Origin of the sequence: Mesorhizobium sp. Primo-A, from assembly GCF_003997175.1 — a bacterium.
In the GTDB taxonomy this organism is placed as follows: domain Bacteria; phylum Pseudomonadota; class Alphaproteobacteria; order Rhizobiales; family Rhizobiaceae; genus Mesorhizobium; species Mesorhizobium ciceri.
In genome coordinates this window covers 189,581-202,927 of the sequence record NZ_RZTG01000011.1, presented here as the reverse complement: position 1 = coordinate 202,927, position 13,347 = coordinate 189,581, and the positions used below count along the sequence as shown (strand labels likewise).

The 13,347-nt window shown below is 64.5% G+C and carries 13 protein-coding genes; 9 read left to right on the top strand and 4 right to left on the bottom strand.

The window, feature by feature from the left end:
- Positions 1-47: 47 nt before the first annotated feature.
- Entirely contained in the window at positions 48-1,127 is a 1,080-nt protein-coding gene (locus EOC83_RS21380) for a substrate-binding domain-containing protein (protein WP_013530473.1), read from the bottom strand.
- 320 nt (positions 1,128-1,447) lie between these two features.
- On the opposite strand from EOC83_RS21380, the gene EOC83_RS21375 reads away from it, so the two are divergent.
- The 9 genes from EOC83_RS21375 to EOC83_RS21335 all read left to right on the top strand — a co-directional run bounded on the left by EOC83_RS21375 (position 1,448) and on the right by EOC83_RS21335 (position 9,764).
- Positions 1,448-2,098 carry an SGNH/GDSL hydrolase family protein gene (locus EOC83_RS21375; RefSeq protein ID WP_023809404.1) on the top strand — a complete coding sequence of 217 codons (651 nt, stop codon included), beginning with the start codon at positions 1,448-1,450 and terminating at the stop codon, positions 2,096-2,098.
- A gap of 57 nt (positions 2,099-2,155) precedes the next feature.
- Complete coding sequence (locus EOC83_RS21370; protein WP_013530471.1) at positions 2,156-3,250, top strand: ROK family transcriptional regulator; 1,095 nt, start codon at positions 2,156-2,158, stop codon at positions 3,248-3,250.
- A gap of 132 nt (positions 3,251-3,382) precedes the next feature.
- Positions 3,383-4,075 (top strand): XRE family transcriptional regulator, encoded by a 693-nt coding sequence (locus EOC83_RS21365; RefSeq protein WP_024503956.1) that lies wholly within the window; start codon positions 3,383-3,385, stop codon positions 4,073-4,075.
- A gap of 3 nt (positions 4,076-4,078) precedes the next feature.
- Entirely contained in the window at positions 4,079-5,158 is a 1,080-nt protein-coding gene (locus EOC83_RS21360; protein ID WP_023809407.1) for an extracellular solute-binding protein, read from the top strand.
- A 24-nt stretch (positions 5,159-5,182) separates the two neighbouring features.
- The gene (locus EOC83_RS21355) at positions 5,183-6,091 is read left to right on the top strand and encodes an ABC transporter permease (protein WP_082826516.1); all 909 of its coding nucleotides are present in this window, start codon (positions 5,183-5,185) and stop codon (positions 6,089-6,091) included.
- The gene (locus EOC83_RS21350; protein ID WP_027160917.1) at positions 6,088-6,876 is read left to right on the top strand and encodes an ABC transporter permease; all 789 of its coding nucleotides are present in this window, start codon (positions 6,088-6,090) and stop codon (positions 6,874-6,876) included. Before EOC83_RS21355 ends, EOC83_RS21350 begins: the two co-directional genes overlap by 4 nt.
- A 1-nt stretch (position 6,877) precedes the next feature.
- Positions 6,878-7,987, top strand: coding sequence for an ABC transporter ATP-binding protein (locus tag EOC83_RS21345; protein ID WP_063168695.1), 1,110 nt, complete (start codon positions 6,878-6,880; stop codon positions 7,985-7,987).
- Between the two features lie 28 nt (positions 7,988-8,015).
- Positions 8,016-9,398: an FAD-binding oxidoreductase gene (locus EOC83_RS21340; protein WP_063168696.1), complete on the top strand. Its 1,383-nt coding sequence runs from the start codon at positions 8,016-8,018 to the stop codon at positions 9,396-9,398.
- Between the two features lie 9 nt (positions 9,399-9,407).
- The gene (locus tag EOC83_RS21335) at positions 9,408-9,764 is read left to right on the top strand and encodes a cupin domain-containing protein (RefSeq protein ID WP_013530464.1); all 357 of its coding nucleotides are present in this window, start codon (positions 9,408-9,410) and stop codon (positions 9,762-9,764) included.
- A 17-nt stretch (positions 9,765-9,781) separates the two neighbouring features.
- On the opposite strand, the gene EOC83_RS21330 is transcribed toward EOC83_RS21335, so the two are convergent.
- The 3 genes from EOC83_RS21330 to nirD form a co-directional block, all read right to left on the bottom strand.
- Positions 9,782-10,048, bottom strand: coding sequence for a BrnA antitoxin family protein (locus EOC83_RS21330; RefSeq protein WP_024503962.1), 267 nt, complete (start codon positions 10,046-10,048; stop codon positions 9,782-9,784).
- Positions 10,049-10,147: 99 nt separating this feature from the next.
- Entirely contained in the window at positions 10,148-13,009 is a 2,862-nt protein-coding gene (locus EOC83_RS21325) for a nitrate reductase (RefSeq protein ID WP_063168697.1), read from the bottom strand.
- A gap of 4 nt (positions 13,010-13,013) precedes the next feature.
- Positions 13,014-13,343 carry a nitrite reductase small subunit NirD gene (gene nirD / locus EOC83_RS21320; protein ID WP_063168698.1) on the bottom strand — a complete coding sequence of 110 codons (330 nt, stop codon included), beginning with the start codon at positions 13,341-13,343 and terminating at the stop codon, positions 13,014-13,016.
- Positions 13,344-13,347 lie beyond the last annotated feature (4 nt).

Sequence of the window (13,347 nt, the reverse complement as noted above, 5' to 3'; positions counted from 1 at the left end):
ACGGCCTGCGGGGAATGTTTGTCCACTCCCCGCCAGCCACGGCGCCGTCACTTCTTGCCGTAATATTCCTTGAGCTTGTCTTCCGGCAGTTCGCTTGGCCACCAGACATTGGCGGTCAGGTCATCGCGATAGTATTTCTTGGCCTTGTCCTGGTCCCATCCGTCGGGATTGTAGACATAGCGCTTGTAGAGCTGCTTGCCTTCCAGAAGGGCAACGGCAGCGCGCACGCCGGCAGCGCCCTGGGCGGGACTGTATTCCGGAGAGATCGACTTGAACCCATCCGTAATCCACTGGCCGAAATAGCCATTGTTGCCCTCGCCCGAAATCGGCGGAATGGGTGTGCCGAACTGCTTGAAGACATCGACGCAGGCGCGCGTCATGTCGGCGCCGGACGACCAGATGCCGTCGACCTGCGGATTGTTCAGATAGAGCGTCTCGCACAGCTTCTTGGCCTTGTCGTACTGCCAGTCGCCATGCTCCTCGGCAATGATCTGCACATGCGTGCCCTTGAGCGATTCCAGGAGGCCGTTATAGCGGTTGGTGTCTTCCGGATGGCCGGCCAGGCCACGCAGGACCCAGATCTTGCCGTTGTCGCCGACGGTCTTCACCAGCCAGTCGCCCATGACCTTGCCGAAGTGCTCGGCGCCGCCCTGGATTTCGGTGGTGTAGGCGTCGGAATCGATACGCCCGGTGTGAAGGATGACCGGGATGCCGGCGGCGACCGCCTTGGCGATGCTGGCATTGGCCGACGTGCTGGTCACCGGTTGAACGATGATGGCGTCGACATGCTGTGCGATCAGGTCCTCGATATCGGCCACCTGCTTCTTCTGGTCGAAGCCGGCATCGAGCAGGATGAATTTCGAGATGCGCTTGTCCTTGGCCGCGGCGTTCTCCGCCTCATGCGCCACCTGCACCGTCCAGGTGTTTGCGTTGACACCGAAGTCGCTCATGCCGATGACCCAGGGCGGGTCCTTCTTGAACGCACCGGCGGCGGTCATGCGCGTGTCGTCGGGGCGCGGCGCCACGCCGTCCATCAGCTTGACGTCTTGCGCATGCGCCAGGGACGTCACGGCAAGCGTGGACGCAACGAGCATCCCCAGGCCGACGGTTTTCAGCAATCCTAACATTGAACACTCCTCCTTGTGGTTGCTCCGGCCTACAAATTCGTATGGCCACGAGACGCTCTCCCAATGCATGCCCCCGTCACAAACCGACCGATGCGCGCAATTCTCCCGCCCCCGAACACATGCGTGTCGAAGCCCAACTTCTGCTGGACGATGATGACGGTCGAGAACTCCTCCGGGCACTTTAGAAGCACAGCGGATTCGCCCTGTCAATAGTTAGTCAGGTTGAATGACTATTCCCTTGCTTGCCTTTCGCCGCTCCACTATCCATCATGAATGGCGCTCGCCGGCTTCGGCGCGCAGTCTGTCCCGGCGGGAAAAACATGCGATCAGTCTTGTGCTACGGCGACTCCAACACGCACGGCCAGATCCCCGGCAGGGGGCCGCTCGAGCGCTATGGTCCGGGTGAACGCTGGCCGGGCATATTGCGTTCTCAGCTGGGCCCTGACTGGTATGTCATCGAGGAGGGGTTGAGCGGCCGCACCACCGTCCACGACGACCCGATCGAGGGCGCCCACAAGAACGGCCGAACCTATCTTCGTCCTTGCCTGCAGAGCCATGCGACGCTCGACCTCGTCATCATCATGCTCGGCACCAACGATCTGAAGATCCGCTTCAACAAGCCGCCGTCGGAAGTGGCGATGGGGATCGGCTGCCTCGTCTACGACATCAAGGAGCTGGCGCCAGGTCCGGGCGGCTCGACGCCCGAGATCATGATCGTGGCGCCACCGCCGATGCAGGACGACGTCAAGGAATGGAAGTCCATATTCGCCGGCGCGCCGGAGAAATCGCGCCTGCTCGCGCTCGAGTTCGAGGTTCTGGCGGACTCGCTCGAACTGCACTTTTTCGATGCCGGCTCGGTGGTGTCGTGCAGCGAGGCGGACGGCTTTCACATCGATGCCGAGGCGCACAGATTGCTGGGCACCGCGCTCGCCCGCGCGGTCGATGCCATCGGCTGGAGCCGCTCGACATGAGCAACCATACCGCCGCCAGGCAACGCGCTCTTACCGACGGGGCGACCTTTGCCTGACATGAGATTCGCACCACCCAATCCCTTGCGCATCGCCGATCGTGCGAGCGGGCTGAATGCATTGAGCGTCCGCAGCTACAACGAGCGGCTGGTGCTGTCCCTGCTGCTTCAGAACGAAGGCATTTCGCGGATGGAAATCGGCGAGAAGACCGGCCTGTCGGCGCAGACGGCTTCAGTCATCGTTCGCTCGCTCGAGCAGGAGGGCCTGGTCTCGCAGGGCGAGGCGCAGCGCGGCCGCGTCGGGCCGCCGACGATCCCGCTTTCACTCAACCCGGAGGGCGCCTATGCGGTTGGCGTCGGCTTCAGCCGGCGCAGGATCGACATCGCGCTCATCGACTTCATCGGCACGGTGCGCTTCCACACGCAGTTGCCGGCGGATGAAGCCAATCCGTTTCCGCAAAGCAGCGATCTGTTCGGCGCGATCGGGCAAGCCATGACCAGCCTGCCGGTCGAGGCGCGCAGCCGGGTTGCCGGCATCGGCCTGGCGGTTCCCGACGATGTCGACACGATGGCTGCAACCCGCAACGGATCGAGCACCTCGCTCAAGGCCTTGCAGGCCGAGATCGAGGAACAGATCAAGCTGCCCGTTTTCGTGCAGAACGACATCACCGCTGCGGCCGGCGGCGAGAGTATGTTCGGCGTCGCAAAGCCGCTCAACGATTATCTGTTCTTCTATCTCGGAGCACGGCTGCAGAGCAGGCTCATCCTCAACCACCAGATCTACAAGGGAAACTCCAGCGCCAGCTTCGATCACGGCCTGATGCGCCTGGAGAGCGAACTGGCCATGCGCGGGCGCCCGTCCGAAATCATCTGGAGCAGCAGCCCTGAGTGGCCCGATCTGGGCGAGGCCTACAGCGCATGGCTGGGCGAGTGTTCCGACCGCCTGAAAGCGTCGATCTCCGCGCTGACCCAGTTTGTCGAGTTCAGGACGGTCGTCCTGTCCAGCTATGCGCCGCAAAAGATTGCCGAGGCCTTGTGCGACGACATCGGCCGGGAATTCCCCGGCATCGAAGCGCTGCCGGCGCGCGTCACCATCAGCCCGAAGGCCGTCGGCGCGGCAAGCCTGCCATTCAGTTCGCGCTTCATGATCCAGTGATCGAGCTGAACCGGGTTGCCGGTCGGCCGATCATGCCCTCTGCAGGTCCATCAATGATTTTCAGGTGACCAGGCGAATCCGCTTGCCAGGACGCCCCACTTAATAGCATGTTAAGTGAACCCTGAGATCGCCATGAAAATCGCTGCGGATCACGCACTCAACGACAATGCCGCGACCAGCGCCGAAGCGCGCCGCTCGACGGTATTGGGCGATCGGATCAAGGCCTATCGCACCACGCGGCGCCTGACGCTGCGCCAGCTCGGCGACATGATCGGCACCACCGCCAGTTTCCTAAGCCAGCTCGAGCGCGGCCTTTCCGGCGCCAACACCAGCACGCTGATGCTGATTGCCAATGCGCTCGGCATCAGCCTCGCCGATCTTTTCGACGAATGCGAAGTGTCGCCGCACGCGGTGCTGACACGCAGCGAGCGGCCGGCGCTGCCGACCAGCGAAGGCTACCGCAAGACGCTGCTGTCGCGCCGGCCGATCCGCGAGATGGAAGTCTATTGCGGCGAGTTCGCCGTCGGCGGCTCGACCGGCGACGTGCCCTACACGCACGGCAACGCGAGCGAGATGTTCCTCGTGCTGCGCGGACGCGTGCAACTGACGCTCGGCGAGGAGAGCTTCACCCTCGAAGAGGGCGATAGCATCGAATATTCGACCTCGACGCCCCACCGGACGATCAATGTCGGCGATACGGTGGCCGAAGTGCTGTGGATCATTGCGCCGCCGACCAGCGGCGCCGTCGACCTCGACCAATATGTAGCCCGGAAAACGCTCGCGCCCGGCCTACCAAAATCAAACAGCGAGCCATCGGAGGGTTAGAAAATGGGAAGCAGATCAAGATTGGCCGGGTTCGTCGGCGCCGCCGCACTGGCCTTGCTTGCGGCCGCCGCTCACGCGCAGAACGCGCCGCCGGCCGGGACCGTGGTGGACGGCTCGCTGAAGGGAAAGACGCTGACCTTCGTCTCCTATGGCGGCATCTACCAGGACGGCCAGGTCGCCGCCCTCAAGGAATTCGTCGACAAGAGCGGCGTCAAGCTTTTGAATGATGGGCCGACCGAAATCGCCAAGCTCCAGGCGCAGGTCGAATCAGGCAATGTGACCTGGGATGTCGTCGATACGGACGATTTTCCGCCCTTCGTGCATTGCGGAAAACTGTTCCAGAAGCTGGATTTGACCAAGCTCGACATCTCGCACATCCCGCCCGGACAGGTCGGCGAGTGCAGCGTGCCGGCGATGAACTACGGCATGGTCCTGATGTACAAGAACGACACGTACAAGGACAATCCGCCGAAGGACTGGAAGGACTTCTTCGACACCGCGAAATTTCCCGGCACCCGCGCCATCGACGGCAGCGGCAGCCCGCTCGGCGGCCTGATCGAACAGGCCATCCTGGCAGACGGCGGCAAGGTCGACGCCATGACGCCGGCCGATATCGACAAGGGCATCGCCAAGATCAAGGCGATCGGTCCCGACACGATCTTCTGGAAGACGGGCGCAGAATCCCAGCAGCTCGCCGAATCCGGCGAGGCCGACATGATCATCATGTGGACCGGCCGCGCCATGACGGCGGTCAAGAACGGCGCTGCCTACACGCCGGTGTGGAAGGACTGGCTGGTCGTCATGGACCAGCTGACCATCCCGGTCGGCGCCAAGGACACCGACGCTTCCTACGCGCTGATCAACGCCTATCTCGGCAAGAAGTCGCAGGAGATCCTGACCGAGCAGACCTCCTACTCGCCGATCAACAACGAGGCACAGCCGAAGGTCGACGCATCCGTCGCCGCCTTTCTGACCAACACGCCGGACCACGCCAAGCTCGGCTATCAGCAGAACATCAAGTTCTGGGTCGCCAACTTCGCCGCCGCGTCCGACAAGTGGACAGCGCTGATGGCCGGCAACTGAGCCGGCTACCGCTGAGGTGACGGCGTGAGCCAGACATCGCATACGCCGACGGCCGGGGGTGATCATCCTCGGCCGCCAGGTGCCGTGCGGGCGCCGCAGCGGCGCCCGCGCCTTGCTGCCTATCCTTCGCTGCTGGCGATGCCCGCCTTGGCTTTGCTCATCGCCGCGATGGGCTATCCCTTGCTGACCGTCACGCTGCGCAGCTTCTCGGACCCATCTTGGGGCTTGCAGAACTATGCCTGGTTCTTTTCCACCCCGGTGAATGTCACCGTCCTGTGGCGCACCTTTTCCATCGCAGCCTGGGTCACCATCGTTTGCGTCATCGCCGCCTACCCCTATGCCTATCTCATGACGGCGGTCGGACCGCGCCTGCGGCTGGTCCTCATCCTGTGCGTTTTGGTGCCGTTCTGGGTCAGCGGCGTGGTGCGCACCCTGGCCTGGGTCATCCTGCTGCAGGATTCCGGCATCATCAATTCGGTCATCAGGCTGCTCGGCTTTGACGGCGTGAAGCTGATCCGCACGCAGACCGGCGTCGTCATCGGCATGGCGCAGGTGCTGCTGCCGTTCATGATCCTGCCGCTCTATTCGGTCATGCGCGGCATCGATCTGCGCCTCGTGCAGGCGGCGCGCAGCCTTGGTGCGCGCCCGGCACGCGCCTTCCTGCAAATCTATCTGCCGCTGTCGCTGCCCGGCGTTTTCGCCGGCGCCATCATCGTCTTCATCCTGTCGCTCGGCTTCTACATCACGCCTGCCCTGCTCGGCGGCCCGCGCAGCACCATGCTGTCGACGCTGGTGCAGAGCCAGGTGCTCAGCCTGCTCAACTGGGGCCGCGGCGGCGCCATGGGCGTCGTGCTGCTGGTCGCGACCTTCGTGCTTCTAGCGCTCGCCGCCCCGCTGATGCGCCAGCGCCACAAGCAGGCGTCCAGATCATGAGACTGGCACCATCCCGCCTTCTGCTCGGTCTGTTCTGCCTGCTGGTCGCCGTCTGGCTGGTGATGCCGACGCTGGTCATCATCCCGATGTCATTCAACGAGAAGAAGTCGCTCGCTTTCCCGCCGTCCGGCTTCTCCTGGCAATGGTACGAGAATTTCTTCACCAACCCCGATTGGCTGTCGAGCTTCTTCAATTCGCTGAGGGTCGCGGGCCTCGTCGCCGTCGCCGCCACGCTGATCGGCACGCTGGCGTCGCTCGGCCTCAGCCGCATGAAACATTCCGGCGCCGGCCTGCTGCGCGCCATCCTGATCACGCCGATGATCGTGCCCGGCGTGGTGCTGGCCATCGGCATCTACGCCGTCTATCTCGACTACCAGCTCGTCGGCACCACCACCGGCTTCGTCATCGCACATACGATGCTGGCGATCCCCTTCGTCATCATCGCCGTGTCGGCAAGCCTCGAAGTCTTCGACGCGCGGCTGGAGACGGCGGCGGCAAGTCTCGGCGCCAACCGCTTCACCACATTCCGCACCGTGACCTTGCCGCTGATCGCGCCCGGCATCCTGTCCGGGCTTTTGTTTGCCTTCGTCACCTCCTTCGATGAGATCATCGTCGCGCTGTTCATCACCAGTCCCTACCTGAAGACCTTGCCGGTGCAGATCTTCACCAGCATCACCCGCGACGCCGATCCGACGGTGACGGCCGTCGGAACCATCATCTTCATTGCCACGACGCTGATCATCAGCGCCGGGCTGATCATCAGCTCGAAATCGACGAGGAGTTGAGATGACTGCGAGGAAACGCGGCGCGGCCATCGACATCAAGTGCGCAACCAAGCGCTACGGCAATTTCACCGCACTCGACGATGTCAGCCTGCATATCGAGCCGGGCGAGTTCATGACGCTGCTCGGCCCCAGCGGCTCGGGCAAGACCACGACGCTCAACGTCGTCGCGGGCTTCACCGACCTCACCTCCGGCGACCTCGCCGTTGGCGGCAAAAGCATCGTCGCCCTGCCGGCGCACAAGCGCAACATCGGCGTTGTCTTCCAGCACTACGCGCTGTTTCCGCATATGACGGTCGGCAAGAACGTCGCCTATCCCCTCACCTTGCGCGGCATGGACAAGCAGGCGCGCGACCGTCTCGTCGTGCGCGCGCTGGACATGGTCAAGATGGCCGACTTCGCGCATCGCTATCCCTCCGAACTTTCCGGCGGCCAGCAGCAGCGCGTGGCGCTGGCGCGCGCCATCGTCTTCGATCCGCCGCTGCTGTTGATGGACGAACCGCTCGGCGCGCTCGACAAGAAACTGCGCGAATGGCTGCAGCTGGAGATCAAGCGCATCCACCGCGAACTCGGCACCACCTTCGTCTATGTGACGCACGACCAAGAAGAAGCGCTGGTCCTGTCCGACCGCATCGCCGTCTTCAATCAGGGCCGCATCGAACAGGTCGGAACCGGCCGCCAGCTCTACGACGAGCCGACGACCCTGTTCGTGGCCAAGTTCATCGGCGAATCGACCAGTTTGCGTGGCACCGCCCTGACGTCCGGAAACGAAACCAGCCTGACGATCGCCGGCCAGAAGATCGTGGCCAACGGCAAGCTCGCCAGCGGCAGCAAACCGGTGGTCCTGCTGCGGCCGGAGAAGCTTTCGCTTGCCGGCACCAACACGCCTCCCGCCGCCGGGCAGAACAGCCTCACCGGTCAAGTCAGCGAGGCGATCTATCTGGGCTCCGGCTCGAAATACCAGGTGACGTTGCGCGACGGCTCGGTCGCCATCGTACGCGCGTCGCTGGAAGCCACACCGTTCTCGATTGGTGACACGGTCGATCTGCGCTGGTCGGTCGTCGATGCAAAACTTCTTGCCGACGACGACCGCGCCGACATGACGATGACCTGATCGCTCTTTCCCCGCAGGATTTTTAGACATGGACGCCAAAGTCAACGGCAACGTCTCGTTCTGGTATGCCGACATCGGCCTGCCGCCCTATCGCGCGCCGCTTCCGGGCGATCTCGAAGCCGATGTCTGCATCGTCGGCGCCGGCTACACCGGCCTGTGGACGGCTTATTACCTGAAGAAGGCCGATCCATCGATCCGCATCGCCATCGTCGAGCGGGAGTTCGCCGGCTTCGGCGCGTCGGGCCGCAATGGCGGCTGGCTGTCCGGCGGCTTCAGCTGGTCGCGCGAGAAATATCTGCAGACCTCGACGCGCGGCGCTGTCATCGACATGGAAACGGCCATGCATGGCACGGTCGACGAAGTGATCAAGGTGACCGAAGCCGAAGGCATCGATGCCGACATCCGCCGCGTCGACAATCTGACGGTGGCGACCAACCCGCCGCAGCTCGAACGGATCAACGCCGCCTATGCCGATGCGATCGGCTGGAGCGTGCCGAGCGAGCGTGTCAGCCTGATCGGCCAGGCAGAGGCCAAGGCCCGCATCAACATCAGGAATGTGCTTGGCGGTTATATCCACCACGGCACCGCGCGTGTGCAGCCGGCCAAGCTGGTGCGCGGCCTGTCCGAAGCCGTCGAGCGGCTCGGTGTGCCGATCTACGAGCAGACCACCGTGACCGGCATCGAGAAGGGCAAGGTCACGACGAACCGCGGCACCGTGCGCGCGCCGATCATCATCCGTGCCACGGAAGGGTTCACGGCCGGCATACCAGGCAATGAACGGCTCTGGCTGCCGCTCAACAGCGCACAGATCATCACCGAGCCGCTGCCGCAATCACTGTGGGACGAGATCGGCTGGGAGGGCCATGAGCTTCTGGGCGACTCCGCGCACGCCTATTGCTATGCGCAGCGCACCAGGGAAGGCCGCATCACCATGGGCGGACGCGGCGTACCCTATCGTTACGGCTCGCAAACGGATGTGCGCGGCCAAACGCAGCAGGCCACGATCGAAAGCCTGCACGCGATCCTCACCCGGCTGCTGCCGCAGACAGCCAGGCTTCGCATCGACCACGCCTGGTGCGGCGTGCTGGGCGTGCCGCGCGACTGGTGCACGACGGCAGGGCTCGATCTTGAAACCGGCATCGGCTGGGCCGGCGGCTATGTCGGGCTCGGCGTCTCGAGTTCCAACCTTTCAGGCCGAACGCTGCGCGATCTCATCCTGCGCCGCGACACCGAATTGACCCGCCTGCCCTGGGTCAACCGAAAGGTCAGCAAATGGGAGCCAGAGCCGATGCGCTGGCTCGGCGTCCACTCGATGTATCAGCTCTATCGCGTCGCCGACGAGCGCGAGGAAGCCGGCCTCCAGCACACGTCGAAACTGGCCGCAATCGCCGACCGCATCACAGGACATTGAGAGACTGCCATGACCGACTTCCAGACCTTCGCCCACCTCGCCTCCATCGACCTCGGCGAGCCTGAGCCCAAGCCGACCTCGATCAGCGGCGATCAGTTCGAAGCCTCGACGACGCTGTGGACCTCGCCGGATGGCGCACTGGAAGTCGGCGTCTGGGAGTGCACGCCGGGCCGCTTCACGGCCTCGCGCGAGACCAATTCCGAAACCTGCCACATCGTGTCAGGCCGGGTCTCGCTGCATGGTCCCGATGGCCGCAGCGAGGACGTTGGTCCGGGCGAAATGCTGGTGCTGCCGAAAGGCTGGAAAGGCGAATGGACGATCCACGAGAAGACGCGGAAGCTCTACATCCTGCACTTCGAAGCGTGAGCCGGCTGGAACAGCCGCTACTCGTCGTCTGAACGATCACCCCCGGTAACGATCGGCTTGCCTTCTATCACACGCCGCAAGGCGTCGTTGATGCGGTCCTGCCAGCCGGGTCCATCCTCCTGGAAATGGTCCAGCACGGCGCGGTCGATTCGGATCGAAACAAGCTCCCTGACGCCTGGAGCGGCCGTGGGCTCTCGGACCGGGGCAGCCGGCTTCTTCACCGGCTTGAAAGCCGCCTCGGCGGCCGCCATCGGATTTGTCGGTCGGCGCGGGGGATTTGCCATTGGATGACCCTGACTGAGGATGATTCGTGCGCGACGTAGCACGCCTGAGCCACCATAGCCCAACCAGCACCGTCGCGCAGGCCCCTTTGGTCAGGACGATCACTCGGCTGCCTGGAGGCTCTGTGCGTCGATGATGACCCTGATCTCGGCGCGGCAGGAGCCGCAATTCGTGCCGGCATTCAGGGCCGCGCCGATTGCCGCGACGCTGCCGCAGCCGCGGCGTACCGCTTCCGTGATCTGGTTGGCGCCAACGCCGAAGCAGGAGCAGACGATGGCGCCGCGATCGACGTCGATCCCGCCCGGCCGCCCGGCCACGATCGCCAGCCTGCTGCGCCGATCAACATGATCGGCGCTCAGTTGTTCCGCCGCCCAGCCGCGCGACACGGCGACCGGGCCGGGCGCGACGAACAAGGCGCCTGACAGTTGGTCGTCGTCGAAGGCGGCGATGCGGTGCTGGCCGACGTCGCGGTCGTGATAAGCTGATATTTCGGCACCCAATGACGTACCGAACAGCGACCCGGCAAAGCCTGCCCAGTCGATGTCGTCATCGGCAAAGGCAAGCTCGACCCGCCAGCCGCCCTTGCACTTGGCCACGGCCCAGTAGGGCGCAGTATTAGGCTCCGGCCGCTGCCGAGCCACCGCAAAGCCAAAGGCCTTTGCCGCGAATTTCTCGATGCGGACGGCGACATGTTTCAGCGCCGGCTGACCGGAAATGGGATCGGTCAGCGGCGCGGTCAGCGTGTCGAGCCGGCCCTTTGCCGAGAACTGATCGGTCCAGTGCATCGGCGCAAACAGGCTGCCCTGGCGCTGGCGCGCCGTCACCAGCGCGCGCACCAGCACATCACCGCGCGGGCTGGAAACGCGCGCTATGTCGGCGTCACCGATGCCGAAGCGCTGCGCATCCGCCGGGTGGATTTCGACGAAGGGCTCGGCGATGTGCTGCGAAAGCCGCGGGCTTTTCCCCGTCCGCGTCATGGTGTGCCAATGGTCGCGGATGCGGCCGGTGTTGAGGATCAGCGGATAATCGGGGCTGGTGCGGATTTCCGTGGTGGGACGGATGGCGATGAAGCGCGCCTTGCGGTCGGGTGTGAAGAAGTTGCCGTTGGCGAAGAAGCGAGCCTGGAGCCCAGTCGTGCCGACCCCTTCTGGCCAACCTCCAGCTTGAGCGCCCCCCTCTCGCCTGCCGGCCATCTCCCCCTCAAGGGGGGAGATTGGCAGCTTTGCCGACTGCTTTCGCTTTGCGACGTTGTGAATTGGCGAAGACGGCCATGACAGCCGATCTCCCCCCTTGAGGGGGAGATGGCCGGCAGGCCAGAGGGGGGCGCCTTGGCTCGGCGCTGGCCATTGGAACGGCTCAAGCGCCTCATATCCCTCCGCATCAACCCCGGCATAAGCCCCGATGTCGAAATCCCGCGCACCATCATTCTCGAAACCCGACAGCGCGGCATGCTCGGCAAACACCTCCGCCGGCGACGCGTAGGAAAACGCCTCACCAAACCCCATCCGTTTGCCCAACTCGGCAATAATCCGCCAGTCAGGCAGCGCATCTCCGGGCACGCGCAAAAAAGCGCGCTGGCGCGACACACGGCGTTCGGAATTGGTGACGGTGCCATCCTTCTCGCCCCAGGCGGCGGCGGGCAGCCGGACATGGGCGTGGCGGACGGTATCGGTCCGGGCCAGCACGTCCGACACCACCACGAACGGGCACGCCTTGATCGCCGCTTCGACGGCATCGGCGTCCGGCATCGAATCGACCGGGTTGGTGGCCATGATCCACAGCGCTTTGATGTGCCCGTCGGCAACCGCCTTGAACATCTCGACTGCCTTCAGGCCGGGCTTTCCGGCAACGGCCGGCGCGTTCCAGAAGCGCTGCACGCGGTCGCGATGATCGGGGTTTTCGATCTCCATATGGGCAGCCAGCATGTTGGCCATGCCGCCGACCTCGCGCCCGCCCATGGCGTTGGGCTGGCCGGTCACCGAAAACGGCCCTGCCCCTGGCTTGCCGATGCGGCCGGTGGCCAAATGGCAGTTGATGATGGCATTGACCTTGTCGGTGCCCGAAGACGACTGGTTCACCCCTTGGCTGTAGACGGTCACGGTCTTGGAGGTCGCCGCGAACAGGCTGTAGAACCGGTCAAGCTCGTCCTCGCTCAGGCCCGTGGCAGCGGCGACGCCAGCCAGGTCCAGCGCGGAGGCGGCGAAAAGCGCTTGCCCGAAGCCCGTCGTGTGCGTCGTGATATAGGTGCGGTCGAGCGCATTGTGCTGGCCGAGGTAGGCGAGCAGCCCGGTGAACAAAGCGATGTCGCCATCCGGCGCGATCGCCAGATGCATATCGGCAATGTCAGCGGTCATGGTGCGACGCGGGTCGACCAGCACGATCTTCATCTCCGGCCGCTTTTCCCGGGCAGCCGCGATGCGCTGGTAGAGCACCGGATGGCACCAGGCGAGATTGGAGCCGACCAGCACGATCAGGTCGGCAAGCTCCAGATCGTCATAGGTTCCGGGCACGGTGTCGGAGCCGAAAGCGCGGCGGTGGCCGGCGACCGAAGAGGCCATGCACAGGCGCGAATTGGTGTCGATATTGGCGGAGCCGACAAAGCCCTTCATCAGCTTGTTGGCGACGTAGTAGTCCTCGGTCAGCAACTGGCCGGAGACATAGAAGGCGACCGCATCGGGCCCGTGCTCGGCAATGGTTTGCGAGAAGGTCGAGGCGACGAGGTCGAGCGCCTCGTCCCAGCCGGCGCGGCGGCCGTGGATCTCTGGATGAAGCAGCCTGCCGTCGAGATCGATGGTCTCGGCCAGTGCCGAGCCCTTGGAGCAGAGCCGGCCGAAATTGGCCGGGTGGTCGGGGTCGCCGCGCACGGACACTTGCCCGTCCGCGGCGACCTTCGCCAGCACGCCGCAGCCCACCCCGCAATAGGGGCAGGTGGTCCTCACCTCGCGCGCTTCATCGATCTCCATGGGGTCAGGCCGCGCGGCTGACCAGCGCTTCCAGCGCAATGAACAGATGCTCGCCTTCGATCCGCACCGGAATGGTGCGCACCGCGCCCTCGTCGGCGCCGAGCGCCTTGCCCGTTTCCAGCGAAATCACCCAATTGTGCAAGGGACAGGTCACCGCCGCGCCGTGCACGATGCCCTGGCTGAGCGGTCCGCCTCTGTGCGGGCAATGGTCGTCGATGGCGTAGACCTGATCGTCCTGGGTGCGGAAGACCGCGATTTTTCCTTCCGGCGTGGCGACGCAGCGCGCGCCGCGGCGAGGGATGTCGGAGAGAGAGCCTATCGATATCCAGTTCATGACG